Consider the following 24632-nt stretch of genomic DNA (forward strand, 5'->3'; position numbering starts at 1 on the left):
GTTCGAGCTCAGCGAAATCGGTGCTCGATTCGATCCGGGCTTTCTCGGCCGGGCTCTGCAACCGGAATCGCTCGCCTAGGCCGCGGCCGGTTCCGGGGCGTCGGCGAACTGGGTGCGGTAGAGCTCGGCGTAGCGGCCGTCGGCGGCCAGTAGCTGGGTGTGGTTGCCGTGCTCGATGATTCGGCCGTCCTCGACCACCAGGATCTCGTCGGCGTTGCGGATGGTGGCCAGGCGGTGCGCGATGACCAGGGAGGTGCGGCCGGTCAGGGCCTCGGTGAGCGCCTCCTGGACGGCCGCCTCCGAGGTGGCGTCCAGCGCGGCGGTCGCCTCGTCCAGCACGACCACGCGCGGCTGTTTGAGCAGGAGACGGGCGATGGTCAGCCGCTGCCGTTCACCGCCGGACAGCCGGTAACCACGTTCGCCGACAACGGTTTCCAGCCCGTCCGGCAGGCTCTCGAGCAGATCGGCCAGCCGGGCCCGGCGCAGCGCGTCCCACAGCTCGGTCTCGGTGGCGTCGGGCCGGGCCAGCAGCAGGTTCGCGCGGATGGTGTCGTGGAACAGATGGCCGTCCTGGGTGACCAGGCCGACCGTGTCCTGCAGCGAACGGGTGGTCAGCTCCCGGACGTCGACGCCGTTCAACCGCACCGCCCCGGAGTCGACGTCGTACAGTCGCGAAACCAGTTGCGCGATGGTCGATTTACCCGCGCCGGAGGAGCCGACCAGCGCGATCATCCGCCCTGGTTCCGCCCGCAGCGAGACACCGTGCAGCACCTCCTCGCCGCCGCGCGAGTCGAGGGTGGCCACATCCTCGAGCGAGGCCAGCGACACCTTGTCGGCCGAGGGATAACCGAAACGCACGTCGTCGAGCTCGACGGTCACCGGGCCCGCCGGAACCTCCACCGCGTCCGGCGCCTGCACGATCAGCGGCTTCAGATCCAGGATCTCGAAGACCCGCTCGAAACTCACCAGCGCCGAGACGATGTCGACCCGGGCCCCGGCCAGCGCGGTCAGCGGCCCGTACAGCCGGGTCAGCAACAGCGACAGCGACACCACCGCGCCCGCGTCGAGCTGACCGCGCAGCGCGTACCAGCCGCCCAGGCCGTACACCAGGGCGACCGCCAGTGCCGACACCAGCGTGAGCGCCGTCATGAAGGTGGTCTGCAGCATCGCGGTGCGCACCCCGATATCGCGCACCCGGCCGGCGCGCACCGCGAAGGCGGCCGACTCCTGTTCGGGGCGGCCGAACAGTTTGACCAGGGTGGCGCCGGGTGCGGAGAACCGCTCGGTCATCTGGGTACTCATATCGGCGTTCAGCTGATTGGCCTCGCGCTGCAGCCCGGCCGCCCGGACGCCGGTGCGCCGGGCCGGAATCATGAACAGCGGCAACAGGATCAGGGCCAGCACGGTGACCTGCCAGGACAACCGCACCATCACCGCCAGGGTGAGCACCAGCGTGACGACGTTGGTGACCACTCCGGACAGCGTGGTGCTGAAGGCGCGCTGCGCACCGATCACATCGCTGTTGAGCCGGCTGACCAGCGCACCCGTACGGGTACGGGTGAAGAATGCGATCGGCATCCGCTGCACGTGATCGAACACCGCGGTGCGCAGGTCGAAGATCAGTCCCTCACCGATCCGGGAGGACAGCCAGCGGATCAGGATGCCGAGCCCGGCATCGCCGATCGCGACCAGGCCGATCACGACCGCCAGCGTCACCACCGCCCGCGGCGCCGAATGGCCGACGATGTCGTTGACCACCTGCCCGGCCAGCACCGGATTGGCCACCGCCAGCAGCGCCGAGGCGATACTGGCCACCAGGAACCCCAGCAACGAGGTCCGGTGCGGCCGCGCGAAACCGAGCATCCGCCGCGCCGTGATCCCGGTCAGTCCGCGGGACCGCGCGGGTGCGTGCATATTTCGGTACAGCTGATTGCGCGCGACTGCTTCGATGTCCATCCGCCTGCTCCCTCTGGTCGCGGGTCCGCCCGGAGGCCATTCAACCCGTGACCACCGACACTAAGACCTGAACAAAGGTTGAGAGCAAATCTTTCCGCTCGATCCCCCGTTCGCGAAGAGCGAACAGAACGGCCGGTCAGCGGCGGATCCAGCGCCGCAGCGCATCCACCGTGTGCTCCGGCGCCGGGTTCCGCAGCGGATCGCCGCGCGGTAACCGCCGACGGTGCGGCGGCCCCCGGGATCAGCTGCCGAAGGGAAGTGTGCCCGGCGGGATCTGGTAGCCCGAGCTACCCGCGGCGACACTGCCCCAGGCGTTGAGGAGCGCATTCAGAATGTTGGTGATCATGAGAGAACCTCCCGGTCGAGCGCCGGCCCTTCCGCAGCGGGCCGATCACCACACTCATCGCAGCCTGTGATCGTTCCGTTATCGAATTGCGGGGGTGGTGCCGGACACAAGGGTTCGACGTCGCAGAATGTGGCGGTGGAATCGAGGACCGGCGGGACGACGCGGACGGTGACGGCCGACCGGCCCATCGATCTGGCGCACACGCTCGCCCCGCTGCGCCGCGGATCCGGCGATCCGTGTCATCGGACCACCGCCGACGGCGCGCACTGGCGGGCCGCCCGGATGGCCGCCGGCCCGGTCACCTATCGGCTCACGCAGCAGGGGCCCCGCGAGATCGAGGCGCGGGCCTGGGGTCCCGGCGCCGCGGAATTCCTCGACGGATTGTCCGGGCTGCTGTGCCTGGACGAGGATCTCGCCGATTTCGAGCCGAGCCATCCGAAGATCGCCGAGGCGCATCGGCGGTTCCCCGGATTGCGGATGTTGCGCACCGGTCTGGTGTTCGAGGCGCTGGTTCCGGCGGTGCTGGAGCAGCGGGTGCACACCATCTCCGCGCGTGCCTCGTGGCGCAGCCTGGTGTGGCGGTTCGGTGAGCCCGCACCCGGTCCCACCCCGGCGCCGATGCGGGTGCCGCCGGATGCCGAGACCTGGCGGCACATCCCGTCGTGGGTCTACCACCGGGCGAATGTGGATCCGCAGCGGTCCCGGACGATCGTGACGGCCGCGCGCATGGCCGGCAAACTCGAGCAGGCCGCGACGATGACCCCGGCGGACGCGGTGCGGCGGTTGTGCGCGGTGCCGGGTATCGGGGTGTGGACGGCCGCCGAGATCGCGCAGCGCGCCCTCGGCGATCCGGATGCCTTGTCGGTGGGCGATTTTCACCTCGCCGGGATCGTGGGCTGGACTCTGCTCGGCCGGCCGATCGACGACGACGAGATGGTCGAATACCTGGAACCGCTACGGCCACACCGCTATCGGGCCATCCGATTGCTGGAGATCGCCGGATTCGCGCACAAACCGAAGTTCGGGCCGCGTACCCCGCTGGTCGACCACAGCCGTATCTGAGACCCGTCATGTACGTGAAGCACCGGCCGCATGACGATTTCGCGGGCGGTCACCGAGCACGGAGACCGTTCAGGACCTCGCGGCGCTTCCGGCGGCCTGCGCCCGGGACAGGGCCTCCGGCACGGGAATTCGGCCCGCGAACATCTCAGCGAACACCGCCGTGATCGCCTGCAGTGCCGCCGGGAAGCCGGGCCCGCCGCCGGATCCGGTGCGCGGCCCGTTCAGCACGTCGAAGAACGGCGCGACATCGACGCCCGCGCGGGCCCAGTAATCGCGATACATCAGCTGATCGGCGACGACCGCGGGAATGGTGGCGCCGTCCGCCGCGAGATAGCGGTTGCCGGCGGCGCTGCCCAGCCACGCCAGGACCCGGCGGGTCGCGTCCGGATGCGGCGAGGCGGCATTGGCGGCCATACCGATCGCGTTGTTCGTCGACACCCGTCCGGCCGGGCCCGCCGGAATGGTCGCCACTCCCCAGTGGAAGCGGGCCTGTTTCGCGATCTGCGCGAGATCGAACGTCCCGGACTGGAACAGCGCCAGCTTCCCTTGCAGGAAGGTGTTCTTCGCGAAATCGGAGTTGGCGGCGGTATCGGCCGCCGCGGGTGCGAGCCGATCGGTGACCAGCCCCACCAGATAGCCGAACGCCGTCACCCCCGCCGGATCGGCGAAGCTGAAATCGCCGGACCCGTCCTGGAACCGGCCGCCCGCGGAACCCAGATAGGGCAGCTCGAGCGATTGGAAGTCGTTGCCCGCGTTGTATGCCCACGGCGCGACGGCCGCCAGCCGGCGCAGCACCGGGCGGAAGGTGTCCACCGGACCCCAGTGCAGATCGGCCAGCTCGGCGGGGGACACCCCGGCCGCGGCCAGCAGATCGCGGTTGTAGTAGACCGCCGTCCCGCCGTCGACGAATTGCGGTGCGGCCCACAGGGAGCCGTGCCGGGTGTACTGCGCGACCGCCGACGGATCCCAGGCCGCCACCGCATCCGGCCCGAGCGCGCGACCGACGTCGACCAGGCGTCCGGCGTCCGCGTAGTCCTCGTAGAGGTTGGTCCAGAACAGGTCGTCGGCGGTGCCGCCGGCCACGTCCAGCCGCAGCTTCTGCTGGTAGTTCGCCCACGGCACCACCGTGATCCGCACCCGCACATCGGGATTCGCCTGTTCGAAGGCGTCCAGGGCGGATCGGTAGGCGGGTACGAAACTCTCGTCCCAGAGGCGCAGCCGCACCACGGTCGTGCCGTCGCCGGACTCGGTGCGGCCCAGCCACAGCGCGGCGGCCACCAGCAACACCGCGGCGAGCGCGATGCCGAGCACGGCCCGGGTGGAGGTCTTCATTTCAGCCCCGTCCACGCGATCGACCGCAGCACCTGTCGCTGGAAGATCAGGAACAGCAGTACCAGCGGCACGATCGCCAGCGTGGTCGCGGCCGTCACCAGGGTCCACTGGGTGTTGTACTGCGTCTGCAGGTTCGCGGTCGCCACCGTCAGCACTTGCCACGTCTCGCCGCTGCTCGCGACCAGCGGCCACAGGAAATTGTTCCACTGCGACACGACGGTGATCAGTGTCAGCGTGGCCAGGATCGGCCGGCTCACCGGCACGATCACGTGCACGATGATGTCGAGGGTGTGCGCGCCGTCCAGCCGGGCCGCGTCCAGCAGTTCCGCGGGAATCGACCGGAAGTACTGCCGCAGCAGGAAGATCGCGTACGGCGAGCCGAAGACGAACGGAATCACCAACGCCCAGAAGGTGTTCAGCCACCCCAGCTTCGCGAACATCAGATACAGCGGGATCAGGGTGACGATCGGTGGCACCATCATGGTGCCGAGATATCCCCAGAACAAGGCGTCGCGTCCGGGAAAGTCCGAGCGCGCGAACGCGTATGCGGCGAGCGTCGAGGTGATCAGCTGCCCGCCGGTGACGAAGACGGTCATCAGCGCCGTCACCAGGACGGCCCGGCCGAGCCCGTGGTGCAGGACGGTGTGGAAGTTGGCCCCGGTCACCGGATTCGGCGGGGACAGCGGCGATCCGGTGGCGAACTGCCCCGGCGTCTTCAGCGCCGTGGCCGCGCTCAGCACCAGGGGCGCCACGGTCAGCAACGCCCCGGCACACAGCAGCAGATAGGCTGCCGCCGAACGCGATACGGCCGGGCCGCGGTGGCGCCGCTCGGTGCGCTCAGTACTCATAGCCGGTCCGATCCCGGAAGTAGCGGTGCTGCAACACGGTGATCAGCATCATCACCGCGCACACCACGATCGCCATCACCGCGGCCCGGCCCGGCCGCGCCGCGTCGAACGCCTCCGAGAAGATCCGCATCGCCACCACATCGGTGCGATGATCCGGGGCGCCCTTGGTCAGCGCGTACACCGTGTCGAAGGTCTGGAACGCCGCCAGCACCCCGGTGACCAGCACGAAGAACATGGTCGGCCGCAGCAGCGGCAACACCAGGAAGCGGATGCGCTGCCAGCCGCCGGCCCCGTCCAGCGCACCCGCGTCCAGCAGATCCGCCGGGATGGCCCGGATTCCGGCGACGAAGAACAGCGCCACGTATCCCACATTCGACCAGATGCTCACCGCCGCCACCGACGGCAGCGCCAGCGCCGGTTCGGACAGCCACTCGATCCGCCGGCCCAGGACCGCGTTCAGCGCCCCGCCGGTCGGCGCGAACACCCACTGCCACACCACACCCACCGCCACCGGCGCGCACATCCACGGCAGCGCGTACAGCACCTGGAGTGCCGTCCCGCCGCGCCGCCGGGCCAGCAGCGCCGCCACGACGAAGCCGAGCACGGTCTGGATCGGCACCACCAGCGCGGTCAGCGCCAGCGTCACGACCAGCGCATGCCCGAACTGCCGGTCGCTCAGCACGGCCCGCCAGTTGTCCCAGCCCGTGAATCGCACCGGCCCCAGCAGATTCCAGCTGTGCACGCTCAGCCACGCCACCACCGCGATCGGCAGCAGCAGGAAACATCCGACCCCGATCAGGCTCGGCAACAACAGCGCATACCCGGTGAGCGCCCGGCGCACGACCCGTCGGCTCATGCCCGGGACGCTACCGCCTCGCACCCACGGTTTCGCGCCGCGCTACCCGACCCGGCTCACGACCCGCCGAGGTGGAACGGCGCGTGCAGGTTCGGCTCGGTGGACGGGCCGAACTGCCATTCGGCGATCCACGGCCCGGTGCCCTCGCTCGGGTCGAGTACGCCCTCCTCCAGCCAGCGGTAGCGGCCGTCGAGCAGGTCGGCGGTGAGGGCGGTGTCGGCGTCGTCGGTGTTGTCCCAGAGCGCCGCGAACAGTGTCTGCACCCGGATCCGCGACTGCCGGCAGAAGGTATCGGCCAGTTCGGCCGCCCCGGCCGCGCCCGGATCGCCGGCCGTCGCCAGGGCCCGGGCCCGCACACACGCCGCCGACATCGCGAACAGCTCCGCGCCGATGTCGACGATCCGGCCCAGGAATCCCTGCCGGTATTCGAGTTTCGCCTGCCAGCGCGCCATCGCGTACATCAGCGCGCGCGCCTGTTTCCGCGACATCCGCTCGACGAACCGCAGATGCGTTGCCAGCGCGCCGAATTCGCCGAATCCGGACGGTACCGTGCCGGGGCCGACGGTCAGCCGGGGGAACCAGCCCGCGTAGAAGCGGCCCGCCCCGACGGCCGCGCGGGCCTTCGCGCCGGTGGTCGCGGTGCGATCGACCAGCGCACCCGCCGCGGCCATGTGCGCATCGGCCATCTCGCGGGCGATGAGCAGCCGCATGATCTCGCTGGAGCCCTCGAAGATCCGGTTGATCCGCAGGTCGCGCACCAATTGTTCGGTGCCGACGGCACGTTCGCCGCGGGCGGCCAGCGAGGCCGCCGTCTCGTAACCCCGGCCGCCGCGGATCTGCACCAGTTCGTCGGCGATGACACTCGCCATCTCGGAGGCCCACAACTTCGCCAGCGCCGCCTCGATCCGGATGTCGTTGCGATCCTCGTCGCACATCGCCCCGGACAGGTCGAGCGCCGCCTCCAGCGCGAAAGTCGTTGCGGCGATGAAGGACAGCTTCGCGCCGACCGCACCGTGCGCACCCACCGGCCGGCCCCACTGCACCCGGGTGGCCGACCATTCCCGGCCGATCTTCAGCGACCATTTGGCGGCGGCGGTACACAGCGCCGGAATCGCCAGCCGACCGGCATTGAGCGTGGTCAGCGCGATCTTGAGCCCGTCGCCCTCGCGGCCGATCAGATTGTCCCGGGGCACCCGCACCCGATGCAGGCGGGTGACACCGTTCTCGATGCCACGCAGGCCCATGAACGCGTTGCGCCGTTCCACCGTGATGCCGGGTGCGTCCGCCTCGACCACGAAGGCCGAGATGCCACCGCGGCGCCCCTCGCCCGCGGGCACCCGCGCCATCACCACCAGCAGTTCCGCGACCACGCCGTTGGTGGTCCAGAGCTTGACCCCGTCGAGTTCGTACGCCTCGCCGTCGGCGGTCGGGGTGGCGGTGCAGGCCATCCGGGCCGGATCGGATCCGACGTCGGGTTCGGTCAGCAGGAATGCGCTGATGGCGCCTTTCGCGCAGCGCGGCAGGAACTTTCGCCGCTGTTCCGGCGTGCCCGCCAGTTTCAGCGGTTCGGGCACGCCGATCGACTGATGTGCCGACAGCAGGGCGCCGAGGCTCGGATGCGCCGAGCCGACCAGCATCAGCGCCTTGTTGTACCCCACCTGCGACAGGCCCTGCCCGCCGTACTCCGCCGGAATCTTCAGGCCGAAACAGCCCAGGTCGGCGAGCCCGCGGACCACCTCGTCGGGAATCCGCGCGGTGGCCTCGATGGCCGCGCCGTCGATCGTCTCGACGAAGGCCCGCAAGCGTTTCAGGTACTCGTCGGTGCGCGCCGCCTCGGCGGGCGCGGGCTGCGGATAGGGGTGGATCAGCTCCAGCCGGAACCGGCCCAGGAACAGCTCCTTCGCGAACGACGGCTTGGCCCAGGTGGTTTCGCGGGATTCCTCGGCGAGCGCCCGGGACTGCTCCTCGGTGGCATGGACTTTCGCGGTGGCCGCCATGATGCCCTCCTCGACAGTGATGGGGATCACATCGAGTGTAGGAGCGGTGGTTACTCACCGGTAGGGCTTCGGCAGGGAAATCTACGGCTGTCTATTGATCATGGTAGACAAGCGAAGATCGAGCTACTACAGCGCGAATCACTGCACCCCGCGCAGATAGCGTCCGAAATGCGGCACGGTGAACCCGATGGTCCCGCGTTCGGCCGAATAGATCAGGCCCTTCTTGATCAGCCCGTCCCGCGCCGGCGATACCGAGGCGGGTTTGCGCCCCAGCTCCTTCGCCACCGCCGAGGTGGCCACCGGACCGTCGTCACCGGCCAGATCGGCCATGGCGCGCATATATTCGCGCTCCGCGGGCGTGGCCCGCTCGTAGCGCGAGCCGAAGAAGCCGACCGCCAACTCCTCCTCCGCGGCGGGTGCGCCGACCTCGACATCCTCGGCGGTGATCGGACTGTCGGTGGCGGCATCCCAGGTCGCCTTGCCGTACGCCTGCACGAAATACGGGTAGCCGTCGGCCTTTTGATACAGCGCGTCGAGGGCCTCGTCGGTGAACTTCACCTCTTCGCGGCCGGCCGGCGCGATCAGCGCGTGGTCGGCCGCGGGCCGATCGAGCCGATCGATGCGGTGATAGCCGAACAGCCGCTCCGAGTAGCTCTTCGAGGCCGACAGCACCGCCGGCAGATGCGGCAGGCCCGCACCCACCAGGATCAGCGGCGCCGCCTCCTGGCTCAGTTCGTGACAGGCCGCGCAGATCGCGGAGATGTCGGCCGGGCCCAGATCCTGCATCTCGTCGATGAAGATCGCGATGCCGACCCCGATACCGCGGGCCACCTCGGCGGCCTCCAGCAGCAGTTCCACCAGGTCGATCTCGATATCGCCGGAATCGGCGCGGCCGGTGACCGCGGGCACGTCGATTCCGGGCTGCCAGCGCTCGCGCATGCCCTTGTCGGCGGTGGAGCGCAGCGCGAAAGCCTTGAGGATGCCCAGGAAGTCGTCGACCATCTCCGGATTGCGATGCGCCACCGCGATCGCCCGGACCGCCATGTGCAGGGCCGAGGCCAGCGGCCGCCGCAGTTCCTGATCGGGCCGGGCCTCGAGTTTGCCGGTGCCCCAGCCCCGTTGCCGTGCGGCGGAACGAAGTTGGTTGAGCAGCACCGTCTTTCCGACGCCACGCAGGCCGGTGAGCATCACGCTGCGCTCCGGGCGGCCGCGGGCCACCCGCTCCAGCACGATGTCGAACGCGTCGAGCTGTTTGTCGCGCCCGGCGAGTTCGGGCGGCCGCTGACCGGCGCCCGGGGCGTACGGATTTCGCACGGGGTCCATGCCGCTACACCGTAGCGCGTCCGCAGCGAAATATCGGACCATCTAGACCTTCTCCTAGACAGGGGCATCGAATGCTGTCCGGCGGTCCGGGCGGGACCGGTCGACTCCCGGGGCGAACGGCGAAACCCTCTAGGCTGTGGGCATGTCCGAGGAGTCTGGTCCCGGGGAGTCGGTTCCCACGGTCGCGGCGGTCGTCGAATCCTGGAAGGTGCCGGACGACGCTCCGGTCGCCCTCCAGATCCGGCACAACATCCTGGTGGCGATCGAAGGTGGCTATGACGACCCGCAACTCGTCGCCGATCTCGCCGTCGGGCCGCTGGTGGTCGCGGTGGGCCGGCTCGAGGTGGACCTGGCCGACGCGCGCCGCCGGATCGCCGAACTGGAGCGGGAGCTGGCCCGCGGCGGTACGGAATGAGCCGCGCCGCGGGGTACGGAATGAGCCGCGAATCCCTTACGCCGGAGTCCGTAACGCACCCGCACGTAGGTTCGATAACAGCTGTAGCCGAGCCGATATCGCGTCGTGATCCTGCCGCCGATGCCGTCGTTGCTCGGCGTGTCCTGGGCTTTTGCGCTGGGGCACAAAAGTGCCAGCCGTTCGAGTGGACAAGCGTCCCGGCGTAGCCGTAATCTTCTCGTGACTTAACGAAGTCAGTCGCTTCACGGCAGAGAAGTGGCTCGTTGGGTCAGCTTCACACAGGAGACTCGGTTCGGTGGGTAGACACAGCTTGCAACGGGAATCTCGGCTTCCGAGTTCCGTGAAGGGTGCGCTCGTCATGGGCGCCGTTGCCGCCTCGACCGGTGCGATACCGGCTATTTCGAGCGCTGCCACTATCAATGTTCCCGGCATCGGCAACTTCGATGTTCCGGTCGGTTCGGAGTTCGACCAGCAGGTCGCTGCGGCCAACCAGGCGCTCGCCGATCACGCCGATCAGATCAAGGCCGCTCAGCAGGTCCTCGCGCCGCAGTCGATGGCGCCGCTGCAGGGCCCCGGTATGCCGGGTGTCCCGATGCTGCCCGACCTGTTCCATCAGCAGGACCACAGCGTCGGCAACCAGGCGCTGGACGTGGCCCGCTCCAAGATCGGCGCCGAGTACGTGTGGGGCGCCTCCGGCCCGGCCAATTTCGACTGCTCCGGCCTGGTGCAGTGGGCCTACAAGCAGGTCGGTATCGACCTGCCGCGCACCAGCTTCGAGCAGTCGCACGTCGGCCAGCCGATCGCCTTCGAGGATCTGCAGCCCGGCGATCTGGTCATCCAGAACGGCGGCGGCCACGTGGCCATGTACGCCGGCGACGGTAAGATCCTGCAGGCGCCGCAGTCCGGTGAGACGGTCAGCTACGCCCACCTCAACCCCGACTCGATCGTCACCGCCCGCCGGGTGTCCTGAGCGAGAGTTCGTACCCGCTCGGTTCACGTCGGCCGGTCTCGAAGCCGACGTGAACCCGAGGAGTACTTCTGGAGCAGCACCCCGGTAGTGCCCGCGTCGACTCCTGGACCTGGGCCGTCCGTTTGTTCAAGACCCGTTCCGCCGCGGCCGAAGCGTGCCGCGGCGGACACGTGCGTGTGAACGGCACTCCCGTCAAACCCGCTCATCAGGTGAAACCCGGTGACGAGGTACGGATTCGGGTGGCCGGGCACGAACGCATCGTGATCGTGGAACAGGTCGTGGCCAAGCGGGTCGGTGCCGCGATCGCCGCGCAGTGCCTGATCGATAAGACCCCCGCGCCCCCGCCCCCCGAAATCATCGCGTCGATGCCGCGCCGCGATCGGGGGGCCGGTCGTCCGACGAAACGTGAACGCCGCGAAACGGATCGGCTGCAGGGCAGAGCGCCCGATTGATCCGATACCCGTGCGGCCGCCTCCGCGCCGTGCGGCTCACCCCCGGAATGTGTTGCGGGCCGGGCCGTTTCCGCGCCCTACCGAGAAACGGCCCGGACCTTCGATCAACCCGGGAAGACCCCGTCGCGGATGCCGTCGACGAACGCACTCCACTCGCCGGGCCCGAAGCGCAGGGCCGGGCCGTCCGGATTCTTGCTGTCGCGCACGCCGATTCGGCCGCTGTCGAGGAAGGCCACCTCGACGCACTCCTTGGCACCGCTGCGGGTGCTCTTGAACCAGCGAGCGCCGACCAGCTCGTTTTCCATTACCGTTCTGTCCTTTCCGGCGGGAGCCGACGGGCCTTGCGCCGAGGGGACTCGCTGCCGACGCCGCAATCCCGTGTGCTTCACACCATGAATTCCTTGGCAACCTGCCGCAGCAGGTGTCTACTGGCGGAGATGTCCAATGCGCTGCGCAGCAGTTGCTCGTGCGCCCGCCGATACCGCCGCACATCGGTTTCTCTCTCGAGATAGAGATCTCCGGTGAAGCCCTCGACATAGACCACCGGCGGCTCCACCGGCTGCCCCTTCGGATCCGCACCGAACTCGAGGAGAATGTACGGTCCGGACGAAAGCCCCAGCGGGACACCGGAACTGAAGGGCAGAACGCGCAACTCGACATTGTCCCGAGTGCTGAGATCGGCCAGATGCCTCAGCTGCGCAGCCATCACCTTTGCACTTCCGACGACGCGACGCAAGACCGATTCACACAACACCACCTCGAGGTTTGCAGGCTGATGTCTACGGGTGATCAGCACCTGTCGCTGCAGCCGCAGTTGCACCCGCCGCTCCAGCTCGGCGGCCGAATTCGCCGGATATCCCAGGGTATTGAGCGCTCGCGCGTAGTCGACCGTCTGAACCAGGCCCGGGACCAGTTCGCACTGATAGGCGGTGAGCCGGCGCGCGGATGCCTCCAGTCCGACGAATACGTCGAAGTCCTCCGGGATCAGATCGCCGTAGGCGTGCCACCAGCTCTTCACCGCCGCCTGCTGGGCCAATCCCTTGAGCCCCTCGCCGATTTCGTCCGGGATCCCGTAGATCCGGCACAGCGCCTCGATATCGATGGTGCGGATGCGATCGGCCTGGCCCTTCTCCAGCCGCTGCAAGGTGGTGGCGCCCCACTCCATCAACTTGGCCGCCTCGGCGATGGTCAGCCCGGCGCGGGCCCGCCAGTCTCGCAGGTACCTTCCCAGCTGCCGGCGCGGCAGCGTCGACGAGGTGTGGGTGGAGGTTTCAGACACAGCACAAACTCCGTTCGGTCCGGATGTCCGGGGCGGATATAGTCGTCCGCTCCCGCCCGCCCCCGGCGCATCACATCGGCAGAGCCTTCGTCCACTATGGAGAATCTTGCGCTCCCAGGCGGATTCGGTGCTGGGAATTCGCGCGAAAAATTTACCGGATATCCACTTCGGGGGTAGCGAACCGTCGGCTGGTGGATGCTGGATGTGTGCCCGGAGCGCCCTGGGCCCCTTTCCGCTCCTGAAGCTCCGGGCACCCTTACGGATCGCAAGGCACGAAAATCGCACGCAGGAACGAGGAGTCATGGCTGCACATGTCGTCGGGAGGGCGTTGGTCGTCGATGTCCGGGGGGTGGGGGAGTGCAAGTGACGGGCCTGCACCTGCCCGGCGCCGGACTGCTCCGCTGCGGGGCCGACCCCGGTGTCATGAGCGTCGGCCAGGCACATGCCGCGATGCAACTGCACCTCGACTGCACGGTCGACACGTGCCGGGTACGCCGACGTGCCCGTGCGGTACTCGTGGAAGCCGGTCGCTGTGTGCTCGACGAACGGGCGCTACCGTGACGGCGCTGATGCCGGCAGGGGGCCGGAAGGTGGTGCGGCCCTCCTCCCCGCGGCAACGCGGCGGCCGCACCATCGCCCGCCACGCCGCGGCGCCCGGCCGTCCGCCGGTGCCGCTGCGCACCGGACGGCACGCGGCTCCGGGCGGTTCGCGACGGGCCCGCCCGGCGCATGCCGCGCTCGACCGCTACGACCGTCTGATGCTGGGGCTGGCCGGATGGTTGCTCGCCGTCCGGGTTGCCGTGGTGGGGGAGAAGCAATTCGACGGGCGATAAATCCCCCGTCTCATTTGCGACAAATTTCCGGCTGCCCAATCGTGGCGCCGCACAACGCACCCGTGCCGATCAAACTACCGGTTTGCGGCATACGCCCGGACCCTTATCCTTTGTCGGTATCGGGGCGGGGTCCGTTGGTACGAGGTTCCTGCACGAAGGTGAGAGGAACCGCATGGCCAGGAATCAGCATCCGGAAGTCGAGCGCTGGCCCGAGGCCTCCGACGACGGGCGCTGGCCGGAGGCTCCACCCGAGGACGATCGCTGGGCGGCGGCGCAGAATCGCCGCCGCCCGGTACCTCCCCCGCCACCCGTGGAACCCGACGACGACCCGTGGGCCGCGTCGGCCCGGCGGCGCGGTCCCGCTGCGCCACCGGCCGATCCGGAGGAGGAGGACTGGGACGTACCCAGCCGCCGCCGGGCCGGCCGGCTGCGCGTCGAGGTTCCGCCGATCGTCAATCCCTATGCGATCGTGGCGCTGGTCGCCGCGCTGATCGGCGCGTTCCCGGTGGCGATCGTCTTCGCCTTCGTCTCCTTCAGTTATCCGCGCGGCCGTTTCATGGCCGCATGCGCCCTGTTGATCGGCATGCTCGAGGTGACGGTGGTCGCGGGTATCGCGATGCTGGCCGGCGTGACGGTGCCACACCTCTCCCTGCACCGGAACGCCGATTCCACCTCGTCCCTCAGCCAGCCGTCGGTCGCCCCGGCCCAGTCCAGCACGACCTCGGCCCCCGTGACCGTCACCGCGGCCACCCCCGTGACACCCCCGAGCGTCGCCAAGGGCGAGGTGTGCACCGACGCCCAGGTCGCCCTGATCGGCAAGACCTCCGACAACAGCACCCTGCTCTGCCTGCACAGCAGCAGCGGATACCGCTGGGTGGGCCCGTACAACGTGAGCACCGCCGTCTACGAGGGCGGCTCGAAATGCCTGCCGGGCACGGACAAATCCGCCCGCACCGCCGACGGCCACGCCCTGGCCTGCGAAGGCGCCGGCACCACCGGCACCTGGACCCTCTGGGTGGAATGACCGCCACCACCACCCGATAGCTGCACCCGCCCGCCAATCCGCCACCCCACCCACGGCTACCCCCGGGCGACCGCCTGCCCACGATTTGCGAGCCCCCGCGCCCGCCGACATCCGCCTGCCGCATCCCCATCCGCGCCGCGCTCGCATCCCGCCCGCCGCACCACGACGCCACTTCTTCAGGCAGGACCTCGGCCCGAACAGTCCACGCGTGTCCCGAACAGGCCACGGCTCCGGAAGCTGATGCGAATCGGCACCGTCGAGCGATATCTAAAGGTATCTAGCCCAGAAACTAGATCAACTTAGATATCCATCACGACGCCGGACAAGCGAATGCCCGACACCCGAACCACCAGTTGCCATCAATTTGATCATCATGCTGTAAAGATTGCCTACCGCAGGACTGATTTGGTGAGCACATGGGTAACTCCCCGGGTAACTCCCACCAGAGCGGCAAGGAGGTGGGACCTGTGACCATCGGTCGTGGCTCCGGCTTGTATGGCCGGAAACCCGGGGAGGCGGTCGGGGTGGGACCTGTGACCGTCAGCCGTGGCTCAGGCTTGTACGGCCGGATACGCGGGGAGGCGGACCGTCGGACGCATGGGGCAGTGGACCGGGTAGGGCATATGACCGGCGGTCGTGGATCCGATCGGTATGGCCGAAACCGCGGGGAGGCGGTCCGGTCCGGCGAGAGCGCGTCCACCGAATTCGTTGCCGCCGACGACGGGACCTTGCTCGCCGTACGCGAATTCGATTCGCCCACAGCCGTTCTCACGATCGTCTTCGTGCACGGGCACTGCCTGCGCGGCGAATCCTGGACGGATGTGTGCACCCGGCTCCGGGCATATTGGGCCGACGAGGTGCGGATGGTGCACTACGACCACCGCGGGCACGGCGAATCCGGTGCGGCGCATCCGGCGACCTACACCATCGACCAACTGGCCCGCGACCTCGATGCGGTACTGCGGGCCAAGGTCCCCGACGGCCCGGTCGTCCTGATCGGCCACTCCATGGGCGCGATGGTCGCGCTCGCCTATGCCCGGCTGTTCCCGCACATGATCGGCACCCGCATCGCGGGCCTCGGCCTGCTCGCCGCCGCCGCGGGCGGGATCACCGCGGTCGGCCTGGGCCGCCTGCTCAATCCGCGCGCGGTCGCCTCACTGCAGCTGGCCGTGCGGCGAGCGCCGAGATTCATGCACGCCTGGCAGCGTCTGTCCCGCACGATCGCCGAGTCGATCGTGCGCGAGACCCGCAGTGGCCGTCCGGCCGGACCGCGCTTGGTCGCGGCAGCGACGGTGTTGCTGAACGAGGCCCCGTTGCTCACGATGGCCTGCTTCCTGGATTCGCTGATGTGTTTCGACGAGACGTCCACTCTGACGCTGCTGGCCGACCTCCCGGTCCTGGTACTCGGCGGCTCGGCGGACCTGATGATCCCGTTCGCGCACTCCGTGGTGCTGGCCTCGCAGCTGGCCGCGGCCGAGCTGGTCCGCCTCGACGGCGCCGGCCACGGCGTGATCCTGGACCGGGCCGCGGAGGTCGCCCCGGCCGTGGCGGCCCTCGTCGACCGGGTCCTCGGCAACGCCGCAGGCCCGATTCCGGACCTCGCGGCGGCCGGATGACAGGCGGCTGCACCCCAGCTCAGACCCCTTTTTCGACGCTGTACGAGCCATCTGCGCAGAGATCGCGTACTGTGTTGTAGATCACGATGTGTGGTCTATCACATCGTGGCGATACATCCGCAAACGGTCTCGAGGAGGGTTCGATGACACGCAGCGAGATAGCGGAGCTCCGCTTCGCGGTCACCCAGCTACGTCAGTGCGTCGGTGCACTGCGGTCGCATTACGGCGAGTCCAACACGGTCAAGCGGTTGGAGAACGACCTCGAACGGCTCGTCATCGACGCCGACGAGTTCGAACAGTCGCCGCCGCCCGAGATTTCGAGCCGCCGCGATCAGGAGACCATCTACGTTCCCGACAGCAAGTCCGACGAAGCAGCCTGGATGGGCGCGCAGGACGAGGGCCTCGGCTTCCACTCCCGCCCTCGCACCACCTAGATCGCCCCGCCCCGGCCCGACACGGTCGTTCGCGGCCCGGCTCGGTCCTGGACTGACGGAGCGAGGGAGCGCAGCGACTGAGCGGAGGAGGGAAGGACCGAGACTTGAGGGCCGCGAACCCGCCGAAGCGAAGCGAAGGCCAAAAGTACAGCTACCGGACAGCACGGATCGGGAGGTATCGGTACCCGGTTCGTGCTGTTGCCGTGTTCGGGTTCGCTACCGATGCGCCTCCCGGCCGGGCCACTGATTCGTAGCTGACATCGCGGCGGGAATCCCCGGTGAAGCGCGGAAAATGCCCGAACCTCCCGTTATGTCCCGAAAGCCCTTGATGGGCGGCCTGTTTGCCTACCGTTCACTGATCTTGAAATCATGTCTCATGATCAGAAAATGTGGCGCAAATCATATGGCCCGAGGTGGGTCGATTCTCTCGGGACCGGTCACAAGTCATAGCTCCGTTGTCGTATGGTGCTGACCATCACATTCGATGCCGGAGGTAACGATGACGTTCCACGGGGTAGATCAGCGAGGCATCCTGCCGTGAGCGAGCTTGCGAGCGAACCACTTACCCAGCAGACGACAGCCCCCGAGCCGGGTACCGGCGTTTTCGGCACCGGCCGCGCTGCGATGACGATGCGAACCCTGCGCACGGACAGATGGTGGCTCCCGCCGCTGATCACCGTGGTCGGCCTGGGCGCCTTCGTGATCTACGCGACCATCCGGGCATTCGTGCGAACGGCCTACTGGGTCAACGACTATCACTATCTAACGCCGTTCTACTCGCCCTGTGTGAGTACCTCGTGCGCGGAGGGTTCCAGCCATCTCGGGCACTGGGTCGGCGCGCTGCCGTCCTGGATCCCGCTGGGATTCATGGTGTTGCCGTTCCTGCTGCTGTTCCGGCTCACCTGCTACTACTACCGCAAGGCCTACTACCGGGCGGTGTGGTTCTCCCCGCCGGCCTGCGCGGTGGCCGAGCCGCATGCGAAATACAGCGGTGAGACCCGGCTTCCGCTGATCATCCAGAACGCGCACCGCTACTTCTTCTACATCGCGGTGCTGGTCTCGCTGGTCAACACCTACGACGCGATCATCGCCTTCCACGGCAAGTCCGGGGGCGTCGGCGTCGGCCTGGGCACCCTGGTCATCCTGACCAACGCCGTACTGCTGTGGACGTACACGCTGTCGTGCCACTCCTGCCGGCATATCGCGGGCGGGCGGTTGAAGCACTTCTCGGCGCATCCGGTCCGCTACTGGTTCTGGACGCAGGTGTCGAAGCTGAACACCCGGCACATGCAGCTGGCCTGGACCACGCTGGGCACCCTGGTGATCACCGACTTCTACGTCATGCTGGTCGCCAGCAACACCATCTCGGATCTGCGCTTCGTCAACTGACGAAACGCTCGTGTCCCCACATTCCCTTGTCCTACAGGAGTATTCGGTTCCATGCCTGAAGTCGAGCGGCACAAGTACGACGTCGTCGTGATCGGTGCCGGTGGTGCCGGCCTGCGTGCAGCAATCGAGGCGCGCGAACACGGCCTCTCGGTCGCGGTGGTGTGCAAATCGCTGTTCGGCAAGGCGCACACCGTGATGGCCGAGGGCGGCTGCGCGGCGTCGATGGGTAACGCCAACGAGAAGGACAGCTGGCAAACGCATTTCCGCGACACCATGCGCGGCGGCAAATTCCTCAACAGCTGGCGGATGGCCGAACTGCACGCGCAGGAGGCCCCCGACCGGGTGTGGGAGCTGGAGAGCTGGGGCGCCCTGTTCGACCGGCTGCCCGACGGCCGGATCAGCCAGCGCAACTTCGGTGGTCACACCTATCCGCGGCTCGCGCATGTCGGTGACCGCACCGGCCTGGAGCTGATCCGCACCATGCAGCAGCGGGTGGTCGCGTTGCAGCAGGAGGATTTCGCCGCGACCGGTGACTACGAGTCGCGCCTGAAGGTGTTCCAGGAGTGCACGATCACCGATCTGCTCAAGCAGGGTGACGCGATCTCGGGCGCCTTCGGGTACTGGCGTGAATCGGGCCGGTTCGTGCTGTTCGAGACTCCGGCGGTGGTGCTCGCCACCGGCGGTATCGGCAAGTCCTACAAGGTGACCTCCAATTCCTGGGAGTACACCGGCGACGGCCACGCGCTGGCGCTGCGGGCCGGGGCCGCGCTGATCAACATGGAGTTCCTGCAGTTCCATCCGACCGGCATGGTCTGGCCGCCGAGTGTGAAGGGCATCCTCGTCACCGAGGGCGTCCGCGGCGACGGCGGCATCCTCAAGAACTCCGAGGGCAAGCGGTTCATGTTCGACTACATCCCGCCGGTGTTCAAGGGGCAGTACGCGGAGACCGAGGAGGAGGCCGATCAGTGGTTGCGCGACAACGACTCCGCGCGCCGCACCCCGGATCTGCTGCCCCGTGACGAGGTGGCCCGCGCCATCAACGAGGAGGTCAAGGCCGGTCGCGGCACGGTGCACGGCGGCGTCTTCCTCGACATCGCCTCGCGCCTGACCCCGGACGAGATCGTCAAGCGGCTGCCGTCCATGCACCACCAGTTCAAAGAGCTTGCGGACGTGGACATCACGAAGGAGCCGATGGAGGTCGGCCCGACCTGTCACTACGTGATGGGTGGGATCGAGGTCGATCCGGACACCGGCGCCGCGGGCGTGCCCGGATTGTTCGCCGCCGGTGAGTGTTCCGGCGGTATGCACGGTTCCAACCGGCTCGGCGGCAACTCGCTCTCGGATCTGCTGGTCTTCGGCCGGCGTGCGGGGATGGGGGCGGCCACCTATGTGGAGCAGCTCGACAAGCGGCCGGAGATCGCCGACTCCGATCTCGCCGCGGCCGCGAAACTCGCACTGGCGCCGTTCGATCCGCCGGCCGACGGCACCGCCGAGAATCCCTACACCCTGCACACCGATCTCCAGCAGGCGATGAACGACCTGGTCGGCATCATCCGCAAGGAGCCCGAATTGAAGCAGGCCATCGAGCGGCTGGCCGAGCTGCGTGAGCGCTTCGACACCGTGACGGTGGAGGGGCACCGGCAGTTCAACCCGGGCTGGCACCTGGCGCTGGATCTGCGGAACATGCTGGTGGTCAGCGAATGTGTGGCGCAGGCGGCGTTGTTGCGCACCGAGAGTCGCGGCGGGCACACCCGTGACGACCATCCGGTCATGGACCCGAACTGGCGCAACAGGCTGCTGGTCTGCAAGGTCGATCCGGACGGTGTCGGCCAGACGGTACCCGCGGTCACCGTGACTCCGCAGGATCAGGTGCCGATGCGCAACGACCTGCTCGCCCTCTTCGAACTGACCGAGCTCGAAAAGTATTACACCGCGGCAGATCTCGTCGACCACCCGGCATCTGCCGAATCCTCCGCGAAAGGGGATGCGTAGCAATGAGTTACGACGCCAAATTCAGAGTGTGGCGCGGCGACGCCGAAGGCGGCTCCCTGCAGGACTTCACCGTCGAGGTGAACGAGGGCGAGGTGGTGCTCGATATCATCCATCGGCTGCAGGCCACCCAGGCCTCGGATCTCGCCGTGCGCTGGAACTGCAAGGCGGGCAAGTGCGGATCCTGTTCGGCCGAGGTGAACGGCCGGCCGCGGCTGCTGTGCATGACGCGCATGTCGACCTTCACCACCGAGGAGGTGGTCACGGTCACGCCGATGCGCACCTTCCCGGTGATCCGCGATCTGGTCACCGATGTGTCGTTCAACTACGAGAAGGCCAGGCAGATACCTTCTTTCACGCCGCCGGCCGACCTGAAGCCGGGCGAGTACCGGATGCAGCAGAAGGACGTCGAGCGCTCGCAGGAGTTCCGCAAGTGCATCGAATGCTTCCTGTGCCAGGACACCTGCCACGTGGTACGTGACCACGAGGACAACAAGAACGCCTTCGCCGGGCCCCGATTCCTCATGCGCGTCGCCGAATTGGAGATGCATCCGCTGGATGTCGCCGACCGGCGCGATATGGCGCAGGAAGATTTCGGGCTCGGCTACTGCAACATCACCAAATGCTGCACCGAGGTGTGCCCGGAACATATCAAGATCACCGACAATGCGCTGATCCCGATGAAGGAACGAGTCGTCGATCGGAAATACGATCCGATCGTCTGGTTGGGTAACAAACTTTTCCGGCGATAGTCCGGTCCGGCCCGCTCGGTCCGGCAGGATTTCTGCCGGGCCGGGTGACCCGCCGAAACTACAACACCGAAACCATTCCGATCGCCACTACAGCGACCAGGAGTCCGATCAAGAGCGAGGACAACACCGTCCCCGTCAAGAGATAGATCCCCACGGCCGACACCGCGAACAACATTCCGACGATCAGGCGCTCCACCCAATCGGAGGGGATGAGCTTCCGGTACCGGGGAGGCATATTTCTGATCCCACGGTCCATGTATCGAGGGGTACCCCGGCCGTCATCGGATCAAACACCTATTCGATATCGAACAGCTACCTTTCCGTGACCTCCGGTGTCGCCGGCGTACCGGTGCCGCGACCGGCGCGTCCACCGGCCAGCGCCGCCGCGGCGATGGTGATGAGGACCCCGAGCATGATCGCCGCACCCTCTCCGGCTACCAGGACGTGCGCCTGTGTGCCGATCGTGACCGCGGCCACCGGCACCCCGATCTGCGCGGCGGCCAGCGTCGCGAACGCGATCGGCTGACCGGACACCCGCATCGCCGCATGCGCCAGCACCGCGGCCGCGCCGAGCGCCAGACCGAGCAGGATCAGTCGCGGATGATGCCCGAACTCCCGCAGACTCAGCCGCGCACCGAGCCAGACGAAGAACAACGGCGCGAGGAAGCCGTCACTGATCGCGAACAGCTGCTTGGCCACCCGGCGCGGCTCGCCGACCCCGGCCACGGCGAGTCCCGTGGCGAAGCCCGCGATCATCACCGACACATGGGTGCGGGTGGCCAGCGCCACCAGGCCGAACAGCAGCGCCAGACTGATCCGCAGCTCGAGTGCGAACTTGCGGCGCTGCGACACCTCGTGCGCTCGATGCCGCCATCCGGAACGCTCCAGGTAGCGCAGCACCAGATAGATCACCACCGCCCCCGCCGTGACCGCGAGCGCGCCGAGCGCGGTGCGCACCACGGAACCGGTATCGATCACCAGCGGCAGGGCCACCGTGCACACGGTGTCGGCCACCGCGACCTGCGCGGTCAGCTCCAGGACCGAATTACCCGACAGCCCGGCGGAATCGAGGATCGGCAGGATCAGCGCGGCCGAGGAGGAGGCGATCAGCACCGCGTACATCGCACCGTGTCCGGTCCCGAACCAGTGCGCGATCACATATCCGGCGGCGGCCGCGAGGACGCCGACCCCCGCGGCGCGCAGCAGGCCCGGGGCCAGCGCCGACCGCACCGACCGATTCATCGGCACGTGGGTGCCCGCCACGAACATCACCAGCGCGAAACCCATGTCGGCGAGGAACGCGAACACCGGATCGTCGGGATGCAGTACGCCGAAACCGGTGGTACCGAACAGGATTCCGGTCAGCAGCTCACCGACGATGACCGGGACGTGCCAATTCGCCCGCCAGGCCAGCAGCGGTCCGGCCAGGCCCAGTACCAGCACGAGTGCCAGGGTCGAGAATGTCACCGCCGGCTACTTCTTCGACTTCGGCTTCCCACCGGACCCCTTACCCGAGTCCGATTTCGCCACCGCCACATCGGAATCCGCTGCCGGGGCCGGGGCAGTCGATTTCGCCGCCGCCGCAGCGACTTTCGCATCCGGGGTGGGCAGCGCGGCGATCTTCACCGGGATCGGCACATTCTCGTCGGTGTGATAGCAGGCGCACACCCGGTGGTAGCCGTCGGCGATCAGGGCCGGTGCGCCGGCGGCGAAATTGCCGCGGACCACCAGGATCGGCGACAACGGTTTACCGGTCAGGATCTTGGCCAGATCGAGGCGCACATGCGGATTGTCCGGCGGCAGCAGGTCCAACTGTGCGGCGCGCAGCAGATCCTTCGCCTTCTTGTGCGTCACCGGGGCCGCGCGCAACAGCTCCACCAGGGTGTCGACGGTATCCCGATCGGCGACCAGGTCCAGATAGTCCGCGGCCGCGGGATAGTCGTGGTCCTCCGGCGCGTCCAGCCAGCGCACGGGATAAGGCTCGTTCGTCATCCGGATATGATCGCGCGCCGAACGGTCCCCGGCCCGCCCGGCACGCGCGACGGTCAGAACGACTGCCGGATCGGCGGCTCGGTGATCCGGGTCAGCGCTCCGGCCCGGTACCGGGCCCGGCACTCCCCGCGGCGCAATTTACCGCTGGAGGTCTTCGGGATCTGACCGCGCGGCACCAGCATCACATCGGCCGGCGCGATGTCGTGCGCCGCCGCCACCGCGGCCCCGATCCGGCGGGCCACCGTGACCGGATCGGCCAGGCGGTCGTCGAGTTCGGCGACCAGCACCAGGGTTTCGTGATCGCCGTGATCGATCCCGAAGGCGGCGATATGGCCCGCGCGCACCTCGGGGGAGACGTGCGCGGCCGTCGCCTCGATATCGGCGGGATAGTGGTTGCGGCCCGCGACGATGATCATGTCCTTCAGCCGCCCGGCCGGAAACAGCTGCCCGTCGTGCACGAAACCCAGATCGCCGGTGCGCAACCAGCGTTCGTGGCTGTCCGGCAGCCGGCCGCCGAATACGTCGGCACTGGCCTGGGGCCGGCGGAAGTAGCCGGCGCTCACATTCGGCCCCGCCACCCACACCTCGCCGACCTCACCGTCGGCCACCACCCGGTGCCGCAGTGGATCCACGATCCGGATCTGCTGTCCCGCCGCGGTCCCGCAGCCGACCAGTGCGACACCGTGGGCCGGATCGCGCGCGAGGACCGCGCGACCCGCCGCCAGTTCGCTGCGATCGAACTCCTCCACCAGCGGCGGTTCCGCCGTCGCCGCGAACGCGACCGGCAGCGTCGCCTCGGCCAGCCCGTAACCCGGCGTATGCGCGCTGTGCCGGAAACCGTAGGGGGCGAACATCTTCGTGAAGGCCGCGAGGGATTCGGCGCGGATCGGCTCGGCCCCGTTGATCAGCAGTTCCAGGGCGGACAGGTCCAGCCCCTCGCGTTCGGCGGCGGTGGTCGCCGTGACCGCCAGGGCCAGACCGAAATTGGGCCCGGCGGTGGTACCGGCGCGATAGTCGCTGCACGCCCGCAACCAGCGGATCGGCCGCTTGGCGAATTCGGCCGGTGCCAGCGTGACCGCGAGCACGCCGGTGTAGAGCGGCAGCGACAGCGCCAGGATCAGGCCCATATCGTGGAAGAACGGCAACCAGGTGACGATCGGCCGCACCGCCACCGGCGGCATCCCGGCCCGCAACTGCTCCAGCGCGGCGGTGTGGTTCGCATGCGAGATCTCCACTCCGGACGGCGCTTTCGTCGAGCCCGAGGTGTACTGCAGATAGGCCGGATGGTCACCGACCGGATCCAGCACCGGCGCGGCCCCGGCCGCTCCTGGGGTCACGACCAGCACCCGCCCCACTGCGGCCCCGCTGTCCCGGGTGCGTTGCTCCGCCCCCGCGCAGACCAGACTCACCGCCGGATCGGCATCCGCCAGCACCGTGATCAGCCGATCCATGTTCCGGTGCGGCGACACCGGGAACAACGGCACCGCCACCCGGGCACTGTAGAGGCAGGCGAGGAAGGCGATCGCATAGTCCGGCCCGTGCTCACACAGGATCGCCACGCGCGCACCGGGTTCGGTGAGTGCTCGGAGTTCGGCGCCGAGAGCCCCTGCGGCGGAATGCAATTCACCGCAGGTCAGGGTATGCGGCAGGCAGTCCGTGCCGCGATAGGTCAAGGTGATCAGAGCCGGGTCGTCCGGCCGGACGCGAGCTCGCTCGGAGACGGCCACGGCCAGCGGGGCCGCGGATGTGCCGGAGACTGTCACGAGA

The 24632-nt window shown here is 68.4% G+C and carries 22 protein-coding genes and 1 pseudogene; 12 read left to right on the plus strand and 11 right to left on the minus strand.

All coding sequences use genetic code 11. From position 1 onward, the window contains the following. Positions 1–75 precede the first annotated feature (75 nt). Positions 76–1956, minus strand: coding sequence for an ABC transporter ATP-binding protein (locus G361_RS0136460; protein ID WP_019932090.1), 1881 nt, complete (start codon positions 1954–1956; stop codon positions 76–78). Between the two features lie 475 nt (positions 1957–2431). On the opposite strand from G361_RS0136460, the gene G361_RS0136470 reads away from it, so the two are divergent. Beyond that, positions 2432–3364 carry a DNA-3-methyladenine glycosylase gene (locus tag G361_RS0136470; RefSeq protein WP_019932092.1) on the plus strand — a complete coding sequence of 311 codons (933 nt, stop codon included), beginning with the start codon at positions 2432–2434 and terminating at the stop codon, positions 3362–3364. A gap of 69 nt (positions 3365–3433) precedes the next feature. Here the strand turns inward: G361_RS0136470 and G361_RS0136475 are convergent, their stop codons facing one another. From G361_RS0136475 to G361_RS0136495, 5 genes are all read right to left on the minus strand, one after another. Then, entirely contained in the window at positions 3434–4696 is a 1263-nt protein-coding gene (locus tag G361_RS0136475; protein ID WP_019932093.1) for an extracellular solute-binding protein, read from the minus strand. Then, on the minus strand, positions 4693–5544 hold the full coding sequence (locus G361_RS0136480; protein WP_019932094.1) for a carbohydrate ABC transporter permease: 852 nt from the start codon (positions 5542–5544) through the stop codon (positions 4693–4695). The genes G361_RS0136475 and G361_RS0136480 overlap by 4 nt, the downstream gene beginning before the upstream one ends. Beyond that, complete coding sequence (locus G361_RS0136485) at positions 5534–6400, minus strand: carbohydrate ABC transporter permease (RefSeq protein ID WP_019932095.1); 867 nt, start codon at positions 6398–6400, stop codon at positions 5534–5536. The genes G361_RS0136480 and G361_RS0136485 overlap by 11 nt, the downstream gene beginning before the upstream one ends. 56 nt (positions 6401–6456) lie before the next feature. Beyond that, positions 6457–8397, minus strand: a complete 1941-nt coding sequence (locus G361_RS0136490) for an acyl-CoA dehydrogenase family protein (protein WP_026343938.1) — start codon at positions 8395–8397, stop codon at positions 6457–6459. 138 nt (positions 8398–8535) lie between these two features. Then, the gene (locus tag G361_RS0136495) at positions 8536–9720 is read right to left on the minus strand and encodes an AAA family ATPase (RefSeq protein ID WP_019932097.1); all 1185 of its coding nucleotides are present in this window, start codon (positions 9718–9720) and stop codon (positions 8536–8538) included. Positions 9721–9862: 142 nt separating this feature from the next. Here G361_RS0136495 and G361_RS0136500 point away from each other — a divergent pair, with 142 nt between their 5' ends. The 3 genes from G361_RS0136500 (at position 9863) to G361_RS0136510 (ending at position 11557) form a co-directional block, all read left to right on the plus strand. Beyond that, positions 9863–10135, plus strand: a complete 273-nt coding sequence (locus G361_RS0136500) for a hypothetical protein (RefSeq protein WP_036496459.1) — start codon at positions 9863–9865, stop codon at positions 10133–10135. Positions 10136–10493: 358 nt separating this feature from the next. After that, positions 10494–11105, plus strand: coding sequence for a C40 family peptidase (locus G361_RS0136505; protein WP_019932099.1), 612 nt, complete (start codon positions 10494–10496; stop codon positions 11103–11105). A 68-nt stretch (positions 11106–11173) separates the two neighbouring features. Further along, positions 11174–11557 (plus strand): RNA-binding S4 domain-containing protein, encoded by a 384-nt coding sequence (locus tag G361_RS0136510; RefSeq protein ID WP_026343940.1) that lies wholly within the window; start codon positions 11174–11176, stop codon positions 11555–11557. A 104-nt stretch (positions 11558–11661) separates the two neighbouring features. Here G361_RS0136510 and G361_RS0136515 read toward each other — a convergent pair whose 3' ends face one another. Further along, entirely contained in the window at positions 11662–11862 is a 201-nt protein-coding gene (locus tag G361_RS0136515) for a DUF397 domain-containing protein (RefSeq protein WP_019932101.1), read from the minus strand. A gap of 80 nt (positions 11863–11942) precedes the next feature. Next, the gene (locus G361_RS0136520) at positions 11943–12836 is read right to left on the minus strand and encodes a helix-turn-helix transcriptional regulator (RefSeq protein ID WP_019932102.1); all 894 of its coding nucleotides are present in this window, start codon (positions 12834–12836) and stop codon (positions 11943–11945) included. Positions 12837–13199: 363 nt separating this feature from the next. Here G361_RS0136520 and G361_RS0136525 point away from each other — a divergent pair, with 363 nt between their 5' ends. From G361_RS0136525 to G361_RS0136560, 8 genes are all read left to right on the plus strand, one after another. Next, positions 13200–13397 carry a hypothetical protein gene (locus G361_RS0136525; RefSeq protein ID WP_019932103.1) on the plus strand — a complete coding sequence of 66 codons (198 nt, stop codon included), beginning with the start codon at positions 13200–13202 and terminating at the stop codon, positions 13395–13397. Between the two features lie 8 nt (positions 13398–13405). Then, entirely contained in the window at positions 13406–13669 is a 264-nt protein-coding gene (locus G361_RS0136530) for a hypothetical protein (RefSeq protein ID WP_155981965.1), read from the plus strand. A 172-nt stretch (positions 13670–13841) separates the two neighbouring features. Continuing rightward, complete coding sequence (locus G361_RS0136535) at positions 13842–14693, plus strand: hypothetical protein (RefSeq protein ID WP_019932105.1); 852 nt, start codon at positions 13842–13844, stop codon at positions 14691–14693. Positions 14694–15316: 623 nt separating this feature from the next. After that, entirely contained in the window at positions 15317–16309 is a 993-nt protein-coding gene (locus tag G361_RS0136540; protein WP_019932106.1) for an alpha/beta fold hydrolase, read from the plus strand. A gap of 143 nt (positions 16310–16452) precedes the next feature. Further along, positions 16453–16743, plus strand: a complete 291-nt coding sequence (locus tag G361_RS0136545; protein WP_019932107.1) for a hypothetical protein — start codon at positions 16453–16455, stop codon at positions 16741–16743. A 624-nt stretch (positions 16744–17367) separates the two neighbouring features. Continuing rightward, positions 17368–18132 carry a hypothetical protein gene (locus tag G361_RS0136550; RefSeq protein ID WP_019932108.1) on the plus strand — a complete coding sequence of 255 codons (765 nt, stop codon included), beginning with the start codon at positions 17368–17370 and terminating at the stop codon, positions 18130–18132. A gap of 51 nt (positions 18133–18183) precedes the next feature. After that, positions 18184–20124 (plus strand): fumarate reductase/succinate dehydrogenase flavoprotein subunit, encoded by a 1941-nt coding sequence (locus G361_RS0136555; protein ID WP_019932109.1) that lies wholly within the window; start codon positions 18184–18186, stop codon positions 20122–20124. A gap of 2 nt (positions 20125–20126) precedes the next feature. Beyond that, on the plus strand, positions 20127–20873 hold the full coding sequence (locus G361_RS0136560; RefSeq protein WP_019932110.1) for a succinate dehydrogenase/fumarate reductase iron-sulfur subunit: 747 nt from the start codon (positions 20127–20129) through the stop codon (positions 20871–20873). A 312-nt stretch (positions 20874–21185) separates the two neighbouring features. On the opposite strand, the gene G361_RS0136570 is transcribed toward G361_RS0136560, so the two are convergent. The 3 genes and pseudogenes from G361_RS0136570 to G361_RS0136580 form a co-directional block, all read right to left on the minus strand. Continuing rightward, on the minus strand, positions 21186–22340 hold the full coding sequence (locus tag G361_RS0136570; RefSeq protein ID WP_019932112.1) for a cation:proton antiporter: 1155 nt from the start codon (positions 22338–22340) through the stop codon (positions 21186–21188). 147 nt (positions 22341–22487) lie between these two features. Continuing rightward, positions 22488–22865, minus strand: a pseudogene (locus G361_RS48865) (hypothetical protein); the annotation flags it as partial. A 53-nt stretch (positions 22866–22918) separates the two neighbouring features. Beyond that, the gene (locus tag G361_RS0136580) at positions 22919–24628 is read right to left on the minus strand and encodes a fatty acyl-AMP ligase (RefSeq protein WP_231387197.1); all 1710 of its coding nucleotides are present in this window, start codon (positions 24626–24628) and stop codon (positions 22919–22921) included. Between the last annotated feature and the right edge of the window lie 4 nt (positions 24629–24632).

This window comes from Nocardia sp. BMG111209, from assembly GCF_000381925.1.
Taxonomy (GTDB): domain Bacteria; phylum Actinomycetota; class Actinomycetes; order Mycobacteriales; family Mycobacteriaceae; genus Nocardia.

Coding starts and splice junctions, on each gene's coding strand:
- G361_RS0136485 (WP_019932095.1), bottom strand. CDS start 6,400: ATGAGCCGACGGGTCGTGCGCCGGGCGCTCACCGGGTATGCGCTGTTG.
- G361_RS0136490 (WP_026343938.1), bottom strand. CDS start 8,397: ATGGCGGCCACCGCGAAAGTCCATGCCACCGAGGAGCAGTCCCGGGCG.
- G361_RS0136530 (WP_155981965.1), top strand. CDS start 13,406: ATGCCGGCAGGGGGCCGGAAGGTGGTGCGGCCCTCCTCCCCGCGGCAA.
- G361_RS0136460 (WP_019932090.1), bottom strand. CDS start 1,956: ATGGACATCGAAGCAGTCGCGCGCAATCAGCTGTACCGAAATATGCAC.
- G361_RS0136505 (WP_019932099.1), top strand. CDS start 10,494: ATGGGCGCCGTTGCCGCCTCGACCGGTGCGATACCGGCTATTTCGAGC.
- G361_RS0136475 (WP_019932093.1), bottom strand. CDS start 4,696: ATGAAGACCTCCACCCGGGCCGTGCTCGGCATCGCGCTCGCCGCGGTG.
- G361_RS0136500 (WP_036496459.1), top strand. CDS start 9,863: ATGTCCGAGGAGTCTGGTCCCGGGGAGTCGGTTCCCACGGTCGCGGCG.
- G361_RS0136480 (WP_019932094.1), bottom strand. CDS start 5,544: ATGAGTACTGAGCGCACCGAGCGGCGCCACCGCGGCCCGGCCGTATCG.
- G361_RS0136560 (WP_019932110.1), top strand. CDS start 20,127: ATGAGTTACGACGCCAAATTCAGAGTGTGGCGCGGCGACGCCGAAGGC.
- G361_RS0136550 (WP_019932108.1), top strand. CDS start 17,368: ATGACGATGCGAACCCTGCGCACGGACAGATGGTGGCTCCCGCCGCTG.
- G361_RS0136555 (WP_019932109.1), top strand. CDS start 18,184: ATGCCTGAAGTCGAGCGGCACAAGTACGACGTCGTCGTGATCGGTGCC.
- G361_RS0136495 (WP_019932097.1), bottom strand. CDS start 9,720: ATGGACCCCGTGCGAAATCCGTACGCCCCGGGCGCCGGTCAGCGGCCG.
- G361_RS0136515 (WP_019932101.1), bottom strand. CDS start 11,862: ATGGAAAACGAGCTGGTCGGCGCTCGCTGGTTCAAGAGCACCCGCAGC.
- G361_RS0136535 (WP_019932105.1), top strand. CDS start 13,842: ATGGCCAGGAATCAGCATCCGGAAGTCGAGCGCTGGCCCGAGGCCTCC.
- G361_RS0136540 (WP_019932106.1), top strand. CDS start 15,317: ATGACCGGCGGTCGTGGATCCGATCGGTATGGCCGAAACCGCGGGGAG.
- G361_RS0136545 (WP_019932107.1), top strand. CDS start 16,453: ATGACACGCAGCGAGATAGCGGAGCTCCGCTTCGCGGTCACCCAGCTA.